At 47.2% G+C, this 20,503-nt stretch carries 12 protein-coding genes; 5 read left to right on the plus strand and 7 right to left on the minus strand.

The annotated features are described in order from the left end of the window. Positions 1-201 precede the first annotated feature (201 nt). Together NG796_RS25455 and NG796_RS25460 are read right to left on the minus strand one after the other, a co-directional pair. The gene (locus tag NG796_RS25455) at positions 202-408 is read right to left on the minus strand and encodes a hypothetical protein (protein WP_261210214.1); all 207 of its coding nucleotides are present in this window, start codon (positions 406-408) and stop codon (positions 202-204) included. Positions 409-621: 213 nt separating this feature from the next. Next, the gene (locus NG796_RS25460; protein ID WP_261210216.1) at positions 622-1,299 is read right to left on the minus strand and encodes a uracil-DNA glycosylase family protein; all 678 of its coding nucleotides are present in this window, start codon (positions 1,297-1,299) and stop codon (positions 622-624) included. Between NG796_RS25460 and NG796_RS25465 the strand changes: the two genes are divergently transcribed. After that, entirely contained in the window at positions 1,298-1,423 is a 126-nt protein-coding gene (locus tag NG796_RS25465) for a hypothetical protein (RefSeq protein WP_261210217.1), read from the plus strand. The genes NG796_RS25460 and NG796_RS25465 overlap by 2 nt on opposite strands. Here the strand turns inward: NG796_RS25465 and NG796_RS25470 are convergent. The 3 genes from NG796_RS25470 to NG796_RS25480 all read right to left on the minus strand — a co-directional run bounded on the left by NG796_RS25470 (position 1,415) and on the right by NG796_RS25480 (position 8,079). After that, entirely contained in the window at positions 1,415-1,918 is a 504-nt protein-coding gene (locus NG796_RS25470) for a hypothetical protein (RefSeq protein ID WP_261210218.1), read from the minus strand. The genes NG796_RS25465 and NG796_RS25470 overlap by 9 nt on opposite strands. An 887-nt stretch (positions 1,919-2,805) precedes the next feature. Further along, complete coding sequence (locus tag NG796_RS25475) at positions 2,806-7,749, minus strand: PAS domain S-box protein (protein ID WP_261210219.1); 4,944 nt, start codon at positions 7,747-7,749, stop codon at positions 2,806-2,808. 27 nt (positions 7,750-7,776) lie between these two features. Continuing rightward, positions 7,777-8,079, minus strand: coding sequence for a helix-turn-helix domain-containing protein (locus NG796_RS25480; RefSeq protein ID WP_261210220.1), 303 nt, complete (start codon positions 8,077-8,079; stop codon positions 7,777-7,779). Positions 8,080-8,296: 217 nt separating this feature from the next. Here NG796_RS25480 and ggt point away from each other — a divergent pair, with 217 nt between their 5' ends. The 4 genes from ggt (at position 8,297) to NG796_RS26530 (ending at position 14,542) form a co-directional block, all read left to right on the plus strand. Further along, positions 8,297-10,114, plus strand: a complete 1,818-nt coding sequence (gene ggt / locus NG796_RS25485; RefSeq protein ID WP_261210221.1) for a gamma-glutamyltransferase — start codon at positions 8,297-8,299, stop codon at positions 10,112-10,114. A 599-nt stretch (positions 10,115-10,713) separates the two neighbouring features. Next, positions 10,714-11,115, plus strand: coding sequence for a DUF1636 domain-containing protein (locus NG796_RS25490; RefSeq protein ID WP_261210222.1), 402 nt, complete (start codon positions 10,714-10,716; stop codon positions 11,113-11,115). A gap of 138 nt (positions 11,116-11,253) precedes the next feature. Beyond that, positions 11,254-12,237: a methyltransferase domain-containing protein gene (locus NG796_RS25495; protein ID WP_261210223.1), complete on the plus strand. Its 984-nt coding sequence runs from the start codon at positions 11,254-11,256 to the stop codon at positions 12,235-12,237. Between the two features lie 367 nt (positions 12,238-12,604). Then, positions 12,605-14,542, plus strand: a complete 1,938-nt coding sequence (locus NG796_RS26530) for a pentapeptide repeat-containing protein (protein WP_261210225.1) — start codon at positions 12,605-12,607, stop codon at positions 14,540-14,542. A 97-nt stretch (positions 14,543-14,639) separates the two neighbouring features. Here the strand turns inward: NG796_RS26530 and NG796_RS25505 are convergent, their stop codons facing one another. Both NG796_RS25505 and NG796_RS25510 read right to left on the minus strand, forming a co-directional pair. Beyond that, positions 14,640-17,564, minus strand: a complete 2,925-nt coding sequence (locus tag NG796_RS25505) for a CHAT domain-containing protein (RefSeq protein WP_261210226.1) — start codon at positions 17,562-17,564, stop codon at positions 14,640-14,642. Positions 17,565-17,940: 376 nt separating this feature from the next. Further along, positions 17,941-20,313 carry a CHAT domain-containing protein gene (locus NG796_RS25510; RefSeq protein ID WP_261210227.1) on the minus strand — a complete coding sequence of 791 codons (2,373 nt, stop codon included), beginning with the start codon at positions 20,311-20,313 and terminating at the stop codon, positions 17,941-17,943. Between the last annotated feature and the right edge of the window lie 190 nt (positions 20,314-20,503).

Here is a 20,503-nt window from a genome sequence, read left to right on the forward strand (position 1 = left end):
CTTTCATCATCCGGGGATACCTGGGGTCCCTCCCTTCCCTATTATACCCTAGGTGATAAAAACATATACCTGTAAGACCCTAGCCCTCCCCTTGCCAAGGGGAGGGGACCGGAAGCGTAAAAGCCCTACTTTATGTAAGGGAGATGGGGGTACATCAGATGAGCGTAATATTCAGCCTGTGCAGGCACTGGTTTATAGGGTTCACCTAAGCGCAGAGCTATGGAGGGGAGAGGATTGACGGACTCTAGTGCTTTTTTGAGGTCTAGCACCAAAGGATTCGTTTAAGACGGTTTCAAGTTCGGCGAGGGGGTCGCCTTCGATGCCTTCAAACATGGAGTTAAGGGCTTTTTGATCGCGATCGGTCAAGGGGAGGAAGGAGGGGTTGAAACCGTAGCTTAAGGTTGCCATTACTATATCTCCGTGAATTGCTGTTTAAATTTTTCATAAATTCTTTAATCTCATCTATAAAGATATGATAAAGTTGCTCCGGAATGCTTCCGTGAAACCACCCAACTTCAATTCGGGAAAACTTTTTAGGGACTTTGTAAAAGTTTATAACAGCCGAATCCTCGGTGATTCGTCCAAAAATCAGGAAAAATCACCGATAACTCCTCAATAAATTTACTGAAAAATGCCATTCAGCCGTTGTTGGAGCAGTTGGGGAAATTGGGCGTAGTATCTCTGGTTGAGGGGGGAAGGATGAGGTAGGGGGAGTAAGGTGATGCTGCGCTGATGGAGATTACCTTGAGAATCTTTAGCCTGCAAGGTAATGGGTTGGCTAGAACTGTAGCGATCGCCACGTTGAAAAAATTCTTTTAGGGTCCCTTTTGGGGCGTATGGGCTAAACCAATCAAAGGCATCATTTCCGAGGGTGATGATGCGATCGCCTTGCCAGTGGCAGACGAGGAGACGCTCAATGTAGGGGCGAAAGCGCTGTTTAACTGCTGTACTATAAGCTTTATTTCCTGGGGGTTTGTAGGGTACGGTATTGGTCAATAAAACCTGATCCAGCACCTTTTCTAGTTCTGTTTTATCCCTGGCCTCGGTGTTAAAAAGAGTCCGATAAAGTCCTTTGCGAACGAGGGAACCTGCTGCACCATATAACGGTTGACCCGTTGCGACTTCATCTTTACCCAAATCTCGGCCAAAAACACATAACTGACTTTGCAAATTCCCGGCATAGAGAATCGGTTGAGTCGGTTCTGCACCGGCTTTTTGATAAATGGGTTCATCTAGGGGAAATTCAGCCCGTTTTGCTTCTTCCTGAATTTCATCAATTAACGTTTGAATTTCTAACATGACAGTAACGCCGGACTGGATTAACATCGCTTACGTTACCGCGTTTTGCCACCGTTTTGCCTATTCCTGGGTGAAGTTTCGCGCTTTGGGGCCACAGGAACTCTCGGGAGATTTTTTAGATTAATTGGTAGGCTAAATCCGGGGTTGCCACGGGTTCATTCATGATTTGAAACCGAATGGTAGAGGCGGCCCAATTTTTGAAGTCGGGGGCTAACCGAACTAATTTTTGCATGATTTCATCATTCACCCATAAAATAACGGGAAAGGCAAAATCTTTGCGAAAATCATCCCGGACAAAGTTAGTTGCGGTGAGTAATTGTTCAATAGAAATAACGGATTCTAATCCCAAAATCATTAAAGCATTCGGTTGTCTATTTTGTAGGGATTGTTGCACGGTCGTGTAAAGGGTTTTGACCGAGGGCTGCAAAGATAATTGGTAAATATCCGCAGACAAATTCACCGGCAATTGCTTGACGAGTTGCGATCGCAGGGAAACGGAATTACAGCAAGCCAAAATTAAGCAAAATTGACCTTGTGACAGAGAAATCGCTCGGTCTAATCGTTTCAGGGAGAGAGAGTGAGGATGAGCGGTTTCATCAGAGGAATACAGGTCTATCATTGTTTATATCCTAAATTTTTTTATGATATTCAGAGGGTTTCCTCGGCGGGTATCCCTGTGGGTCTTGGGAGGGTCGGTTGCGATGGACCTCTGGGCGATCGCCCCATTGATAGCACCTCCACCCCTGTAACGGGGTGAGCGCGATGGCAAAGGCAGGAAATCAAGGGACGATCCCAGCCTGAGAGAGGCAATCGCGGGTTCCGAGGAGTTCTCCCTTAAAAATCCTTTCGGCAAACTGGGTGGATTGCACCGTAGCCTGAAGGGTCAGGGGAATAGCTAATCATACTAATGTTTCTATAGAAGTATATTCCATTTTTCTTCAAAAAAGGTTAAATTTTTATAACAATCTGCGCAATTGGGTAGCGATTTCACTCTTTGGGTCAATCAGAACGCGCCCAAGACGCCGCTAATCTGTCTAAAGTTCCATCCTCCTAGGGGTCTGAACGTTAGACTTGCGATAACATTGAGAGAATTGATGCGACTTGACTACCCCAGAGGGGAGAAGTATCCACGGAGATTTTTTCGGCTGAAAGACTTGCTATACAAGGTTTTTAGGGATTTGTAACCGCTGCAAAAACCTAAGTTCGGATAGGAGCAAAATATTAAGAATCGATCGTATTTAGGTGAGCAATTGCTCCGAGTATCCACCTCTGGACAGATTAGGATGATGTGGCGGCAGAACAAACCCCTCCCCAGATTTATTCAGGGTTGGGATTCCAAAGGCCCGACCCTACGGCTGTTTAGGCCCTTGTTGAAGAGGAGAGAGAATTCTCCCATTCCAGGACCAAGGACCCAGCACAAATGATCCAGCACAAATGACCAATGACCAATGACTAATAACAAACTCAACCCTGTTTTCCCCAGTTTTTCCTGTCAAGGAAGCAAAATCAGCTAGGGATTAACTGTTGGATTGCCTTGACGAGGACTTCAGGTTCTATGGGCTTGGACAGGTGCAGTTGAAATCCGGCATGAAGTGCTTTTTGCTGATTGGACTCTCCTGCGTAAGCTGTTAAGGCGATCGCCGGAATTGCACCCCCCTGTTCCGAGGGCCGGTTTCTCACTTGACGGATGAGCATATACCCATCAATATCGGGCATTCCCAAGTCACTGACGAGAATATCAAAGTTATGGCGATCGAGATAATTAACCGCCTCGACTGCGGAGGCGGCAACTTTGACCTCTGCCCCGGCTTCGGCTAAAATTGTTGTGGCTAATTCTCTCATATCCGCTTCATCGTCTACCAACAGAATTTGAACTCCCGTCAAAGGTGAGGCTTCTATTTCCACAACCGACTCAGATTCCAGACTCACCCCGGGCGTTCCCCGGTCCTGAGTGAGGGGTAAACAGATGGTAAATGTCGCACCTTGTCCTTCTCCCGGACTGGTTACGGCAACGGTTCCTCCATGTAATTCAGTGAGATAGCGCACGATCGCCAGTCCCAATCCCAGACCCCCAAATTGTCGCGTAGTTTTCCCATCCTGCTGGCGGAACAAGTCAAAGACATAAGGCAAAAACTCTCGATCAATCCCTTTTCCGGTATCTGTTACCCGAATTTCAGCAAAACCGCCTGTCCGCTGGAGGTAAACATCCACTTGTCCCCCAGTCGGTGTAAATTTAACGGCATTAGATAACAAGTTCCACATAATCTGCTGAATCCGATCGCGATCGCCAGACACTGGACCGATATTGGATTCAAAATGGGTAGCAATCTGGATTTCTTTGGAACTGGCGGCTAACTGAACGGTTTCCAAGGCCGATTCTAGGGTGGAAACTAACTCAACGGAACCGACATGGAGGGCAATTTTCCCCTGGAGGATGCGAGATACATCTAATAAATCCTCAATCAGTTTAGAGAGCAAACGAGCATTGCGCTCAATGGTTTCCAAGGCGCGATCGCGGGAGGTATCGTCAAATTGGCGCGTTCTTAAGAGTCTCGACCAGCCCAAAATCGGATTCAGGGGCGATCGCAATTCGTGAGAGAGGACGGCCAAAAATTCATCCTTGATGCGGTTAGCTGCTTCCGATTCCTCTCTAGCCGCCCGTTCCCGCGCCAACAGTTGTTCTCGTTCTTCCTCAGCCTGTTTACGCTCGGTGATATCGGTATTACATCCAACATACCCGACAAAGCGAGTGCCTTCAAACCGGGGTAACCCTAGCACTTCCATCCACCGATACACCCCATCATAACGACGCATTCTCACAATGGCTCGATGCTCACTCCGATTTGCGATCGCCAAGCTATACTCTCTAATATAATCCGCCCAATCATCCGGATGCAAACTCTCGGTCCAATCTTGGGTGATATCCGATTGACACAACCCGGTAAACTCACGATACCGCTCATTCACAAAGTGACAGCAGGCTTGCTCATCCTGCATCCAAATCTGGATCGGAACCTTATCCGCCAACAGCCGGAAACGATACTCTGATTCCCGCAATTCCCCCTCAACCTGTTTGAGACGGCTAATATCTAAATTAATCCCCGCCCAACAGATAATTTCTCCGGCTTGATTTCTCACAGGTACACCCCGAACGAGAATCGGATGCCAGTTGCCATCAGCCCCACGCACGAGTTGTTCCCGATCCCACAAATCCCCAGTTGTGGCTCCCGCAGTCCAGTCGGTGAGAGTCTGTTTGGCTGCCTCGGGTTCTAATACCTGTACCCAACCCAACCCCTTCCATTCTTCTAGGGTCATCCCTACCAGACGCAAAAACGAATCACTGGCATACAGGTGATGTCCCTGGCGATCGCAAATCCAGATTCCATAATTTAGGCTTTCCCCGATCGCCCGATATACTCCTTCAGTTTGACGGATGGCTTCCTCGGCAAAATAGCGATCGGTAATATCAGAAAAGGTCACAACTCCCGCTCTGATCGTGCCATTTTCATCATATACTGGGGCGGAATTGACCAAAATAATCCCCCTTGTGCCATCTCCTCGACTAAAATGTATTTCTTCGTTTTTGATGACTTCCCCTCTATACACGGAACGGTATAACGGCCAGTCTTGATGTTGATAAGCCCGCCCATCAGGATAAAATGCTTCATATAGGCTGGGTTGATTCAGGTCCTCGACAGGCATTAAGTCGGGAATTTGGGCAATTTGTTTAATTTGGTCGTTAAACAAGAGAATTTTTCCCGAGGGCGCTTCTGCGACAACCACCCCAGCGGGTAATTGTTCCAATATGGCATTCAGGAGTTTTCGCTTCATGCTGACGCGATCGAGCAGTTCTTGCTTTTCTACTTCCTCTTGCTTGCGATCGCTAATGTCTTGCATCACCCCTAAGATTCCCAGAACTTGTCCGTTGGTGTCATATTGAGCAAGTCCTTTCACCGCTACCCACCGTTGACTCCCGTCGGGACGGCGGATGCGATATTCAATGTCATAGTCCAAGCGATCGCGAATCGCTCGCTCAATCGCCAGATACACCTTTTCGCGGTCTTCTTCATGTACCATCTCCTGCATTATCTCGGTCCAAGTGCGATTAGGCTGAGGGACAATTCCAAAAATTTCTGCTGCGCGTTGAGAAAATGTTGCCTGATCGCTGGCAACTTCCCAACTGCAATCTCCCATTTTCGCCGCTTCTAAAGCAAGGCTGAGTCGTTGAACACTGGTTCTTAAGGCTTCCTCGGTTTGCTTGCGATCGGTAATATCGATTTGGATACCGCTCATGCCCTTAATTTGACCGTTCTCATCTAAAAGGGTCTCGCCAATATTGCTCAACCAGCGTAGAGACCCGTTGGGGAGTAAGACTCGATATTCTAAGTTGAAATTACTCGGGCTATTTAAGGTCGTTTGTACCAATGCCTCAACGGTGGGGCGATCGTCCGGATGAATCGCTGCCAACCAGTTTTGATAGGTGGATTCACAATCCCCCGGTTCATATCCTAACAAGCGATAATTTTCATCGGACCAAAAGCAGTGAGCGTTCATCAGGTCCCATTCCCAGATTCCGGCATTCGCCGCACTGAGTGCGAGGGATAACCGCCGTTCATTTTCTTGCAACGCGGCTTCTGCTCGAATGCGATCGCTAATATCAAGGGCAACCCCGGCGAGAAACCGTTGTCCAGTTCTATCCCGGAAGGGAAATTTGTAGGACATATAATAACAGGGTTCCCCTTCTTGGGGTTCAATGGTTTCTAAAAATTGAATGGGTGCATCTTCCTCTAGGACTTGGCGATCGTTGATTTGCCACTGGGTTGCAACTTCAACTGGAAATAAGTCAAAGTCAGTTTTTCCGATAATTTCCGCACTCGGACGCTGCAACAATCGCTCTAATGCCGCATTAACATAAATTTTCCGTCCCGCAGCATCTTTGATAAAGGCGGCAAAAGGGCTATGGCTCATGAAGTGAGAAAATAATTCTTGACTCTCTCGCAAGGCATCTTCCGTGCGTTTGCGTTCGATAAATTGGGCAATTTGAGAGCCAAGGGCTGCCATCAAGTCCAGTAAGTCAGGGTCTGGTGCTTGGATGCGATCGCTAAAGCATTCAATTTCGGCTAAGAGTTTATCTCCTAACAAAATCGGAAATCCGCAGGCTGTCTGTAGTCCGGCGTTAAGGGCGGCGGTGGCTCTTGGCAAGTTCCCATCGGTTTCTAAGTCGGATATCCAAGCCGGTTGACGGTTCTCCCAAATTCGTCCGGGTAAACCCACCCCAGGCGCAAAGCTAATTTGTGCGGTGAGGGCCAAAAACTCCTGGATCTCTAAACCGGGGGAATGCCAAGTGAGTAAGGAGTGCAGACGATTATCCTCGGGATGGAGTGTCCAAATCGTCCCCACTTGCCAGCCTAAACTTTCGCACAAGGCTTGTAAAATGGCCGGAACGGCATCAACCCAAGTGGCTGCTTCGGCTAACACCTGGGCGATCGCATATTGAGCGGATTGGCGCTGTTGGGTCCGCTTGCGATCGCTGATATCTCGAAGATAAACCCCAATTCCCTCATTCAGGGGAAACGTTGAGATTTCTATCCACTGATTGGATTGAGATAAAAAATATTCCTCAATCACCGGAATTTTTTCGGTCTGCGATCGCTGTAACGTTGTAGTATTCAGCCAATCCAGGGTACTCCCTGCGGTACTCTGTTCCTCCCAGATACTTTGGCCTAATAACTGATCCGGCGATCGCTGCAACAGCCTTCCGGCTTCGGAATTGATGTAAGTAAACCGCCAATTGCCATCAAAAGCAATAAATCCATCAGGGATGCTTTCTAGGACATCAGACACCCGTTGGTTTGACGATTGCAGGGATTCCTCAAACGGAGAACTTCTCCCCGGTTGTTCGGCCTCTGGGCAGCCTTGGGGAACCGGAAAGGATGAAGTCACCCCCCAGGAGGGGTCCGCCTCCGGGTAGAGGGGTCTCGGCGTCTCGGGAGTGGGAGTAACAATATTAAAAATCCCGGCGACTTTCCCTTGTTCATCGAAAATCGGACTACAGGAGAGGGTAATGGTCACTGTTTCGGCACAATTGCAGCGATCGCACTCAAAATATTGATTTTCTAGCTGATAAGCTTGTCCGGTGGCAAATACTGAAGCGACTGCTTTTGCCATTGCCGGAAAATAGTTCGTCCAACAGTCCCGCACTGGCTGACCCAATAATCGCAACTGGGGAGTTTCTTGGAGTAGCTGATGGTACGCATCATTGTAAAATTGTACCCAGTCGGGTCCCCACAAAATGGCGATCGCCACGGGAGAAGTCAAGCTTAAATGGACCGCATTCCGCAAACTCCCCGGCCAACTTTCCATCGCACCAAGGGGAGTTGTCGTCCAGTCTATCCTTCCAATCCGCCGACCCATCTCGCCACCGACTGCCAAATTATCCTCCACTTCCATTCCTTTGCTTTCCTTGGGTACGAAGCTCTAATCCTGTATTCCTAAATAGCTCAACAAAAGGTCCCGACTCCCCTCTCGTAGCTTTGGTGACGGGGAATCCCCCAGTTCGTCAATCACTGCTCGAATCTGCTGCAAGGCTAAAGAAGATGGCTGAACGCGAGCATTTTCCCAGCGATTGATTGTCGCATAAGCCACCCCCAATTTCAAGGCAAACTGTTCCTGGGTTAATCCAGCCAACTGTCGCAGTTCCCGAATCAGATGTCCCACTTGGGGTTGCTTAAGGGGCAACGTTTTGTTAGCCCCGGCGGTGATTCTTGAGGAAGACCCCATATTTCTTCAGTTGATGTAACATTTGTTATGTCAATTTTCGGTCAAAGGCTTGAAACGGCTATCTATCTAAAGAGGGATTTCAGAATCACTCTTTAGATGTATAGGAAAAAACCACAAGCCAGAAATGAACGAATTCCCACAGTTTCTAGTCCAGGCTGACAAAACTGGATAATGATTTAAACTGGAGAGATTCATTGTTGAAACAGGTCGAAAAGTTATGCGTCGGGTTCCCCCACCCCTTAAAACTGGACTGTTGCGCTGGATGCTGGCATCAACGATAGCCATTCCGTTATCGATTTTAGTCGAGATGGGGATGTTTAAAACCCTAGAGCCTCCTTTTCCACCTCTGTCTCACGGGTTGCGGTTTGTGGAGGCGCAAGTTTCCCCCCAGAGTCCCCTCCCCAATCTTCCAGTTACCGAAGGAGTCGCGGGAAAAAATGGCATGGTGGTTACCGCCTCTCGGGAATCCTCTCAAGTGGGGTTAGAAATCCTGAAAGCGGGGGGAAATGCGGTGGATGCAGCAGTAGCGGTGGGGTATGCTTTAGCGGTGACCCATCCTTGTTGTGGCAATCTGGGTGGGGGTGGATTTATGCTCCTGCGTCAGGCGAATGGGGAGGAGGTGTTTCTGGATTTTCGGGAAACAGCACCCCTGGCGGCGACCCCTGATATGTATCTGGATGAAACCGGGGAAGTGGTGGAGAGATTGAGTGAGCGAGGATATTTGGCGGTTGCGGTTCCCGGTACGGTGAGGGGACTCGATCGCGCCTTAACTCGCTATGGTACGCTTGATCGCACTCAGGTGATGGCTGGTGCGATCGCCTTAGCACGGGATGGATTTATTTTACAACCCGGTGACATTAATATTCTCAATCGCAGTGTGGAAGAATTCCAACACCAGCCAGAAGTTGCCGCTATTTTCTTAAAAGATGGGAAAACTCCCTACCAAGTGGGCGATCGCCTTGTTCAAACAGATTTAGCTAACAGTTTACAACTGATTGCGGACCAAGGACCGGACGCTTTTTATACAGGACCCATTGCTGAAAAAATCGTTAACGCCAGTGAACAGAATGGGGGAATTCTCACCTTAGAAGATTTTAGCACCTATAGCGTGACTGAATCCGCCCCCGTGGAATGTTCTTATCGAGGCGATCGCGTAATTTCTGCACCACCCCCAGGAGGCGGAACCACCCTCTGTCAAATGCTGAATGTGCTAGAGGGATATTCCGTTGCCGAACTCAACCGTAGTGAAGCCAACCGCCTGCATTGGATGTTATCGGCAATGTTGTTTGCCTTTGCCGATCGCAATACTTATTTAGGGGACCCAGCTTTTGTAGATAATCCCAGCGATCGGCTGCTTTCTCCCGACTATGCCGCGCAACTTCGCGCCAAAATTCCCAAAAATCAAGCCATTCCCCCAGAACCGCTTTTTCATCAAACTCCTGAAGCCACCGGAACCGATACCACTCACTACTCCATCGTTGATCGCTTCGGTAATGCCGTCTCGGTGACTTATACGATTAATTCCTTGTTTGGCGCAATGGAAATTGCGCCAGGGACGGGGTTTTTCCTAAATAATGAAATGGACGATTTTACAGCTAAACCGGGCGTTCCCAATCAATTTGGGTTAGTTCAAGGAACCGTTAATCGCATCGAACCCGGAAAACGTCCTCTTTCTTCCATGACTCCAACCATTGTCACCCGTAATGGTCAATTGTTCCTCGTTACCGGCAGCCCCGGGGGTTCCACCATTCCCACCACCGTTTTACAAGTCATCACCCATATTAGCGATCGTAACATGACCGTAGCACAAGCCGTCAGTCACCCCCGCTTTCACTACCAAGGATTACCTAACCGAGTAAGAACCGAACCTTTGGCACTCTCTCCCGACACCGTAGAACGGCTCTCCGCAATGGGATATCACATCGAGTCCTTATCAACAAACTGGGGTGCAGCCTCATCCATTGCCGTAGAGGGAGACACCCTCTGGGGAGCCAATGACCCCCGTCGTCCAGCCGGTGCAGCATTAGGATATTAAAGTGAGGGGATATTGATAACGCTACAAAAGTATTTTTTCCTTCTATTTTAATAGATTTAAAATACAAACATAGCCAAAAAACTTAAAAAACAGGGGTTTTAAGGGGTAATTAATTGGACAATTTTAATTGATTGTAACCCATCTAATTTCTTCATTTTTTTGCAATTTGGAGACAGAATTTATTAGACCTCCTGCATAAATTTCTTAAGCCCCCCTTCTTAAGGGGGGTTGGGGGGATCAATCCTTTTTTTGCAAGAGGTCTATTCCATAAAACCTTGTTTTTTATTCAGTGATCGAGCTATTTATAGGTGAAAAAATTAAAAATCAAGCACTGTTGCAGTTGAGTTGTGGTAGGATAGGGAAAATGCTCGATTTCAACGGGATAAGGTTAGTAACCGAATAAAGGCTCAAGATTGGTCTGATTTTAAGTCAACCCCAGCCTAATGTTTCTTCCTATTTTGTCTCAATCAGTCCGCCGAATTCAGAGCATAATTCACCCAGCGATCGCGCCTTGAACCCAAGAGCCTTAAAGCCTGCGATCGGCCCATTCTCACCCTCCCTTACGGGTTTCCCATCCATTCAACTTTGATAGAGAGTCCATGACCCAAGCTACCCTATTTGTCTGTTCCCTCTGCCGATTTTCCCGGAAAGAACCCACTCAAAACGGGCTATCGGGCGGAGAATATTTAATTCAGCAATTGCAAGGCGAATTGCAAGCCAAAAACCTGGAATCAGCCATCCAACTTCAGCCAGTGCGCTGTATGGCAGCTTGCAGTGATGCTTGCAATGTCACCCTCACCGCTGCGGATAAAATTACCTTTGTTTTGAGTGGACTATCTCCAACGCAATCCGCACCGGATTTGGCTAAATTTTGTCAACAATATGCGGCAGCTTCTGAGGGGAAAGTCCCCTACAAAGAACGTCCAGATATCATTCGGGAATCCACCGCATTTGTTCTGCCTCCTTTCCCCGTTCCCTCCAGTCTATCCCCAGCCCTTTAACGGCAGGAATGGCCTCCTCAATCTCTATCTGGATTGGGCTATCATTAAGCCTAAATAACCGGGTTTGATGATTAACCCGGTTTTATCATCATCTGCGGGCAATCCTTTGTTTTCTAGTTCACCCTTGTCAATCAGCTTATGAGTTTAATTTTTGGACTAATTCTCTCCCTACTTATTGTCAGCATTATTCTGTATGTAAGCAGCGCCCGCAAATATCAATCTTCCGATTCCGTGGCTAATTCTTATGACCAATGGACTGAAGACGGAATTTTAGAATATTACTGGGGAGAACATATTCATTTGGGACATTATGGTTCTCCTCCCGAATCCAAAGATTTTCTCCAAGCGAAAGAAGACTTTGTACATGAGATGGTGCGTTGGGGTGGATTGGATCAATTACCCCCAGGAACGACGGTTTTAGATGTGGGTTGTGGGATTGGCGGTAGCAGTCGCCTCCTGGCAAAAGACTATGGATTTTCGGTTACAGGTATCACCATTAGTCCGGGACAAGTCAAGCGGGCACAAGAACTGACGCCCCCGGATTTAGATGCTAAATTCGCCCTGGATGATGCCCTCGCTTTATCCTTTCCCGATCGCAGTTTTGATGTAGTTTGGTCCATTGAAGCCGGACCACATATGCCAGATAAAGCCCAATTTGCTCAAGAATTATTGCGGGTCCTCAAACCCGGAGGTATCCTAGTCGTTGCTGACTGGAATCAACGGGACGATCGCCAAACGCCTCTTAATTTCTGGGAACGCCCCGTGATGCACCAACTCCTCGAACAATGGTCGCATCCTGCTTTTTCTAGCATAGAAGGCTTTTCTGAACAACTAGAATCCACCGGATTAGTAGAAGGAACCGTTACTACGGATGACTGGACGGAACAAACCCTACCCTCCTGGATTGATACTATTTGGCAAGGCATTATTCGACCTCAAGGATGGATGCAATTTGGAGTATCTGGATTTATTAAATCCGTGCGAGAAGTTCCTACCATTCTGTTAATGCGTCTCGCCTTTGGCGCAGGACTTTGCCGCTTTGGAATGTTCCGTGCCATCCGCAGTCCTGGAGAACCTACTTCTGAACATAAAATTGCCGCTACAGTGGCTCAAAATTCTTAAAGGAAGGCAAACATGATCCCCCCTCTATTCTTGGGTTCTGCCTGCTGAGAAGTTGGAAGGATTGGGGTGAGAGCGGGAAAAAAGTAAATTAAATCCTCGGGGGTATTCCGGAGGGCCACTGACACCCAGCGATCGCCCTCCGCTAAAAAACCCCCGAAATCCACGATCCCCATGAGTAGGGGTTCGATTCGGTTTAAAAATTGGGTCCCAGGGCGGCCTAGATCTAAGTCCTTCTGGGGAGGGTTTCCCTCTAAAATCCCAAAGAGGCGATCGCAAAAGTCGGATGTTAGGAGATAATCTGTCAGAGGAGGAAATGCAGTCCCCCTCCTTCAATATCATAGTCCTGATTTCGATGCGGGAGAGAGCAGTGGCACAGTGTCCAGTTTGTCAAGGAACATACGTTGAGGGCGAGGTCAGAAATTGCTCGACCTGTGGTTGGGATTTGACGCCATACCCCTTGACCTTGGGACGAATCCCGGATAGTTTTTTGCGGAAGGAACGAGCACAACTGAGCTGGGCGCGCAACCATTGGCGATCGCAGTCTCAGTCTAAACCCAGTAACCCTGAGCAAGTCACTCAGGGACAAATGCAGTTATCCCAACTCAAAACTCAGCTAGAACTCTCCAATCAGGAACGAGATCAGCTCCAATCCCTCTTTGAGCAAACCGAGGAAGCCTATTGGCAACTGCATAGCAAACTAGAAACCACACACGCTGAACTAGAAGCCGCTAAAAAAGACCGAGAACAGGCCCAGTCCCAGCTAGAAGACGCCAAAAAATCGAACCAAGCCCTCAAAACTCAACTCGAAACTAGCCAGATTAAACTGGAAGAATTTACCCAGGAATGCGCTCAATATAAGTCGCAAATTCACGAAGCGGCTAAAGCCTATTGGCGCTTGCAAGACCGTTTAGAACAAGAAGAAAAAGAGCGCGATCGCATCCAAAGCGAACTCACCAAAGCCCTGTCCGACAGCAAACAGCATAAAGCCCGGGCTACTCAAGTCCAGCGTCAGCTTGAAGAAGTCGAAAAAACATTAAAACAAACCGCTCAATCCCGTTCCAGCGAGGGAGAAACGGTCCTAGAATTGCAAAACCAACTCCAACAAGCTGCTACCGCCTATTGGCAATTACAAAGCCAACTCACCGATACTCAATCCGAACTCCATCACTACAAAAACAATGGAGGCCGGGTCTCCCATGACGAGCGCAATCAACTCCAAACCCAACTCCAAACCAACGCCGCCAAATCCTCAGAACTTGAAACCAAACTCTCCCTAATCCAAACCGAACTCGGCGAAGAACGGCAAGAACGCCGCATCAGCGAATCCCGAACCACGTGGTTACTCGATGAGCGCAATCAACTCCAAACTCAACTGGAACAAGCTAACGAGGAGCGGGTATTGCTGCAAACCCAACTCTCCCAAACCCAATGGCAACTCGAAGTCGCCAACCAAGAAAATAGCCGCTTACTCTCAGCCACTTACAACTCCCAATTCACTCGAAATACTGCCCTCGGACAAAACATGAAAAACGCCATAAGCGTTGTCTTTGTCCTGCTTTCTTTAACCCCATTTTTATTACTCTTTCATCCCCGCGTCTCTGACCCCTTATTAAAATTTGCCTTACGCAAAGGATATTTAACCACAGCCACCCACAAAAACTTAAGTCAAATCAATTTAGCCGGAGCCCAATTAGATGACAGTAACTTTAGTGGTTCAACCTTAAATAACGCCGACTTAGCTGAAATTAGTTTAATCAACGCCAACCTCCAACAGACCAACCTCAATGGTGCAAGTCTGCAATCGGCTAACCTCAAATATGCCAACTTGAGCGATGCCAGTTTAGACTGGGCCAACCTCACCAATGCTAACCTCGAATTTGCCAATTTAAGCGGAGCGAATTTAGTTCGAGCCAACTTAAGCGGAGCCAATCTCCGGGGTGCAAATTTAATGAACACACAAATTGATATTAATACCACCCGAATTGACTCCGAAGATTTACTCAACTGGAAACTCGTCAATTGGCCCCGACGAAACCGACAGCTTGCCGGGTTAAATTTGACTGAATTTAATTTAAACAATTCCAGTTTAATTGATGCCAATCTCCAACGAGCCAATCTGCAACGGGTTAACTTAAGAAATGCTGACTTACGCGGAGCCAAATTAATGGGTGCAGACTTAACCGGAGCGAATTTATCCGCAGCCAAGTTAACCAATGCTGATATCACAGGTGCAACAGTTGTCGGAATTACCACCGATAACCTCACCGTCTGTCCTAATGGCAGAAGTGGCCCTTGTCAATTTTAAACCCTTCCAAAAGCCAGAATTGTAACCGGGGTAAGAGTTGGAAAAATAACCCGCCAACTCTTACCCTTAAGTGAAATTAGAGGTTAAAAATCCCATCTCACTCCGCTTCCCCCATTAATGTAAATGCCGCCCATTCTACCGGATTTGGATACTGTTGCATCGTGGTTAACATCGCCTGACGTAATGCCTGAGCCTTATCCCCACTCTCCTGAAAAACTTTATAAAACTCCTGCATTAAAACCGAAGTTGAATAATCTGGAACTTCCCATAAAGAAACTAAAATACTGGGGACTCCTGCGGAAATAAATGAACGAGACAACCCCACAACTCCATCCCCCGTAATTTTCCCCCGTCCCGTATCGCAAGCAGACAAGACGACTAACTCAGCATTCAAATTCAACTCAAAGATTTCCCCAGCGGTTAACAGTCCATTATCAGTTCCTGATGGAGTTAATGCCAACCAACTCTCTAGGGGAACATTGGGGTTAAAACTACCATGAGTTGCCAGGTGAATAATTTGTGAAGACAGCATTTGTTGGATCACTGTTGATTTTGTGGCTGCCTCACCAATCACAGGGCTGACATTCCATAATTTTCCAATATCCTGCGCTTCCTGTTCCGAACCGGGTAATGAAGAGAGTTGTCCCGATTCGAGAACCGGCATGATGGGATTCCCCACAATTAAGACTTCAGGGTTTCCTCCACTAAAATCGCCCATTTTCACCTGAGATAATCGGTCCCGAGTGAACTCCAGCACTTGAATTGAAGGAGTCGTCAGAATTGTATGTTTTTCTATTAAATATTGTCCCGAGGCATCTTGTAAAGCAGAAAAAGGGACTAAAAATAACGAATCGTGTGGAACAAAAATAACCCGTTCAGTGGGGTTAGAAGGGAGTAAATCGGCGATCGGTTCAATTAAAATTTTATGGAGTTTCTGGAATTGGGGGTTGACTTTCCCACTGCCGGAACTGGGTGATGGTGATGTCCGCTGATTTGCTCCTAACGCGCGATCGTCAATGACTTCTGGACTTCCACCTCGACTTTGAGAGACTGTAATATTCCGACGACAAGTTAAGTTCCCAAAACATCGAGCCGTAGCAATAACCTGAGTCAACCCTACTTTTTCTTCAGCCCACAAAGGTTCCAGGTTCGTTCCGCGAAAGCTAATTTTTCCACTCGGTTCAATAACCCAAATATAGAGTTTAGCTTCTTCCCAACGTCTTGTATCACCTACCGTAAAACTACCCCGAATTTGTGAATATTGAACAAGGGTAGCATTTTGTTCCCCAGCAATTTTCTGGATTTGAGTAAGATTGGGAGGAGCAACAGTTAGAATAGATTCGGGAGTGTCTGCAAATCGTTGACCTAACAATTCAACAAAGGCTCGGGCTCGTCCCCGTTCAGAAACTTCCAAAGCAGGCTCTATTTTATTTTGAGCTACTAAAACATTTTGTAACATTTCATAAGTTACCCCTTGCTGATCAAATAGGGAAATTTTTTGTTGATCGGTTAAGCCTGGACGCAACTGTTCGTAGAGGGCGATCGCCGCGAATAAGAATTCTTCAGCTTGATTATAATCCCCCTGAATCTGATCAATCAGACCTAGGTTATGCAAAACACTGGCTTCTCCTACCTTGTCCCCAATTTTTTGATAAATTCCTAAAGCCTTTTGCAAAAATTGCTCCGCATTGGGATAGTCCCCCCCAGCGAGAACAACTACCCCCAGATTGTGCAAAGAATTGGCTTCTCCGACTTGATCTCCTAAACTCTGCTTAATGATTAAGGATTCCTCAAAGTATTCCCGCGCTTTTGGGTAATCCCCCTGATCTCCGGATAACACCCCCAATCCCAAGAGAGAATTGGCTTGCCCGGGGCGATCGCCTAGTTCTCGTTTAAGTTGTAAAGATTGCTCATAGTATTGTTCCGCTTGGGAATAGTCTCCTAAAGTCAAATAAACATTTCCCAGTCCAATCAATACATCCCCCTCTCCTAACTTATTATCGATGTCCCGAGCAATCATTAAAGATGCCTGATAATATTCCTCAGCTTGGGGATAGTCTCCTAACCTCAGATAAACATTTCCTAGTCCAATTAACGTATCCCCTTCCCCCAATTTATCCCCTATTTTTTGAGAAATTCCCAAAGATTCAGTATAATAAACCTCAGCTTGTGGGTAATTTCCTTGTAAAATAGCAATAGTTCCCAGATTACGCAGGGTATTCCCTTCCTCAACCTGATTGCCCAGTTGACGAGCAATATTTAAGGCTGCACTATAATGTTCCTCCGCCTTAACATACTCTCCTAAATTTTGGTAAACCTTTCCCAAATTCTTAAGCGTAATTCCCTCTTCTGCCTTTTTCCCAACTTGTCGAAAAAGAAGTAAAGCTTTTTGAAATGAACCCTCAGCTTGTAAGTAGTCTCCTAGACTGATATAAATGTCTCCTAAATTATTAAGTATTATACCTTCTCTCACCGGATTACCCGTATCCCGAGCAATTTGTAAAGCTTCCTCATAGGATTGTTGCGCCTTGGGATAATCTGCCATTTTTTGGTAGACCCATCCCAGATTACTCAACACAAAACCTGCTCCCACTTGATTCCCCGTATTCCGAGCAATTTGTAAAGATTGCTCCAAAGAATCTAGCGATCGCGTGTAATCCCCCAGATTCCCGTAAACATTTCCCAAACTAACCAAAGCATTTGCTTCCCCCCCCTGATCCCCCGTATTCCGAGCAATTTGTAAAGCTTGCTGATAAGATTGCTCCGCTTTAGAGTAATCTTCCAAATTCAAATAAATCGTTCCCAGTCCGTTCAAGGTTTTCATTTCCTCACCTTGATTGCCAATTTCCCGATAAATTTTCAGGGCTTCTTCCCATAACGGTAACACCTCTAAAAATTGACCCCGCCCATAAGCATCAAGTCCTAACTGCATCAGGCGATCGGCCTCCTGTTTTCGGGCTTCTACCGTTTGGGCGATCGCCATAGAATCTAAACCTTGATTTCGGTAAAATACTGGAGTCATAACTCCCAAAACTAATGACAATGCGAAAAGACGAACGGCAGTCTTGACCATTTGCATACAGAGAGATTTTTTAAAGTATAAAGGAACACCTATCATATCGAGAAACCCCCTCAATAATCGTGCCACAACCCTAGCATATTGGGACAGAGTAGGCTAGAAACCGGGTTTCTTTACTCAATCTTTGATGATTCGCCACCCAGTTGACGTAGAAACGCGATTTCTTTCCAAAACTTCTTGGAATCAGCAACCCAGAAACTGCCGTAAAATACCCTCTCTTACCCCTCAATACATCGGCAATAAACCTCCCCCCCAATAATTCTCCCCGAACCCATCCCCTAAGTAAAAAGCAGTCAAATCAGTGGTTAAAACGCCGCTCTCACTCCGCCTCTCCCATCAAAGTAAACGCCGCCCAATCTACCGGATTCGGATACTGCTGCATCGTGGTTAACATCGCCTGCCGCAACGCCTGTGCCTTATCTCCATTCTCCTCCCACTGCTGATAAAACTCCCTCATCAATAGCGCTGTAGAATTATCATCCACCTTCCACAACGACACGAGCACACTCGGTACTCCCGCCGAAATAAAGGACCGCGATAAACCAATCACCCCATCCCCAGTAATTTTCCCCCGTCCTGTATCACAAGCGGATAGCACAACCAACTCCGCATTCAGATTCAACCCGAAAATTTCTTCTGCCGTCAGCAATCCATTATCCGAACCCGAAGGCGTCAGCGCCAACCAACTATCTAAAGGAATATTCGGGTCAAAACTACCATGCGTCGCCAGATGTATAATCCGCGAAGACTGCATTTTCTGTAATACCGTCGCCTTGGTTGCCATTGAACCAATCAGGGGAGTAACATTCAGCAATTGCCCAATCTCCCGCGCCTCCTGTTCTGCACCAGGTAAGGCACTGAGTTGTCCAGCTTCCACCACCGGCATGGTGGGATTGCCGACCACTAAAATATCTGGATTCACTGCCGTCTGAGCTTGTTTCTGGTCCCGAGTTAACCCCAAAACTTGAATCGAAGGGGCGGTAAGAATCGTATGCTTTTCAATTAAATACTGACCCTGAGCATCTTGTAACGCAGGGAACGGGACTAAAAATAGGGAATTGTGAGGGACGAAAATCACCCGTTCGCTCGGATGGGTTGGCAGTAAATCGGCGATCGGTTCAATTAACAGTTCATATAGTTGCTTCAACTCCCGATTCTCCCTTTGAGAAACCGGACGAGCTTCCTCCTGAGCCGCCTGTTGATTAAATGCCGACCCTTCACTGCGAACTTCTGTAGTTCCTTCCCGATTTTGGGAAACCGTAATGTTATTCCGACAGGCAAAGTTATCAAAACACCGGGCATCCGCAATCACTTTGGCTAAGGAACTGTCTTGCTCTTCCGAAAGACGTTTGAGGTCCGTGCGCCGGAACGTTATTTCTCCGGTTGGTTTAATCACCCAGATATACAGTTCGGATTCGCGCAATATCTCACGGGTATTAAAGGTGAATCCTTCACGAATGTAGGAATATTGCACAATTGTAGCCTGTTGTGCTGCGGCAATTTGTTGAATTTCTTGCAGATTGGGGGGGGTCACGGTGACTGGGGTTTCTCGATTATCCGAAAGGCGATCGGTGAGTAATTCCACAAAAGCGCGAGCCCGCCCCCGTTCGGAAATTTCCAGAGCAGCATCTAGTTTATTTTGAGCAATCAGAACGGTTTGCAGGAATTCATAAGTTTTAGCCTGTTGTTCAAACAGGGAGATTTTTTGTGAATCGGTTAAACCTGGACGTAATTGTTCCCGGACTTCAATGCATTGGCGGTAGTATTGCTCCGCTTGGGTGTATTCTCCTAGAGAATGGTAAACAAATCCGAGGTTGTTGAGGGTTCTAGCTTCCCCCGCTTTGTCTCCGATTTGCCGTTTAATGTCTAAGGATTGCCGGAAGTATTGCTCAGCTTGGACGTACTCTTCCAGCGCACCATAAACAATTCCGAGGTTGTTGAGGATGTTGCCTTCCCCTGCTTTATCTCCGAGTTGCCGATAAATCGTTAAAGATTGCTGGAAGTATTGCTCAGCTTGGACGTACTCTCCCAGCAAACTGTAAACATTTCCGAGACCTATGAGAGTTCTACCTTCTCCCACTTTGTCTGCAAGTTGCCGAGATATTTCTAAAGATTGTCGGAAGTATTGCTCGGCCTGCGCGTACTCTCCCAGAGCACCGTAAACATTTCCGAGGTTCATGAGGGTTCTGCCTTCCCCCGTTTTGTCTGCCAGTTGTCGAAATATTTCTAAGGATTGCCGGAAGTATTGATCTGCTTGGGCGTAGTCTCCCAGAAAATTGTAAATATTTCCTAGACCGAGGAGGGCGTTGCTTTCTCCCGCTTTGTTCCCGAGTTGTCTATAAATTGCTAAGGATTGGTGGTAGTATTGCTCGGCCTGCGCGTACTCTCCCAGAGAACCGTAAACAGTTCCTAGACTGACGAGGGTTTTGCCTTCCCCCGCTTTATCCCCGATTTGTTGATAAATTTCCAGCGCTTGTTCCCAGGATTGTAATGCATCCCGAATTTGACTGCGCTGATACTGTTCAATTCCTAAATTCAACAATCGTTCCGCTTCTTGTTTGAGTTCTTCTACGGTTTGAGCGGTCACGGAAAGATTGGATAGGTTGCGCTGACTTTCCCCGAGGGTCGGGATGCTGATGAGAAGGATGAAGGTGAATAGGGCTAGATTGAGGGTTTTGTGAGAAAATGGCATGAGTAGAAGCTCCTGGGATAGGGTTGACTGAGCCAGTGAGATGCAGGGTTAGAGATGAGCGATAAGTGAGGTTTCGGTTTAGGGGGTGGTGGGGTCGGAGTCCAGGGGGAGCAACTTACAGATATATGTTTTTAACCCCTAACAAGTATTGAGGGGTAAAGTGAGCGGATGTAGAGGTAAGGGGTCTGGG

This window comes from Laspinema sp. D2d, from assembly GCF_025370755.1.
Classification (GTDB): domain Bacteria; phylum Cyanobacteriota; class Cyanobacteriia; order Cyanobacteriales; family Laspinemataceae; genus Laspinema.

Excerpts from the sequence above, each read along its gene's own strand:
- NG796_RS25455 (WP_261210214.1), bottom strand. The coding sequence starts at position 408 with ATGGCAACCTTAAGCTACGGTTTCAACCCCTCCTTCCTCCCCTTGACC.
- NG796_RS25465 (WP_261210217.1), top strand. The coding sequence starts at position 1,298 with ATGACAGTAACGCCGGACTGGATTAACATCGCTTACGTTACCGCGTTT.
- NG796_RS25460 (WP_261210216.1), bottom strand. The coding sequence starts at position 1,299 with ATGTTAGAAATTCAAACGTTAATTGATGAAATTCAGGAAGAAGCAAAA.
- NG796_RS25470 (WP_261210218.1), bottom strand. The coding sequence starts at position 1,918 with ATGATAGACCTGTATTCCTCTGATGAAACCGCTCATCCTCACTCTCTC.
- NG796_RS25475 (WP_261210219.1), bottom strand. The coding sequence starts at position 7,749 with ATGGAAGTGGAGGATAATTTGGCAGTCGGTGGCGAGATGGGTCGGCGG.
- NG796_RS25480 (WP_261210220.1), bottom strand. The coding sequence starts at position 8,079 with ATGGGGTCTTCCTCAAGAATCACCGCCGGGGCTAACAAAACGTTGCCC.
- ggt (WP_261210221.1), top strand. The coding sequence starts at position 8,297 with ATGCGTCGGGTTCCCCCACCCCTTAAAACTGGACTGTTGCGCTGGATG.
- NG796_RS25490 (WP_261210222.1), top strand. The coding sequence starts at position 10,714 with ATGACCCAAGCTACCCTATTTGTCTGTTCCCTCTGCCGATTTTCCCGG.
- NG796_RS25495 (WP_261210223.1), top strand. The coding sequence starts at position 11,254 with ATGAGTTTAATTTTTGGACTAATTCTCTCCCTACTTATTGTCAGCATT.
- NG796_RS25505 (WP_261210226.1), bottom strand. The coding sequence starts at position 17,564 with ATGACTCCAGTATTTTACCGAAATCAAGGTTTAGATTCTATGGCGATC.
- NG796_RS25510 (WP_261210227.1), bottom strand. The coding sequence starts at position 20,313 with ATGCCATTTTCTCACAAAACCCTCAATCTAGCCCTATTCACCTTCATC.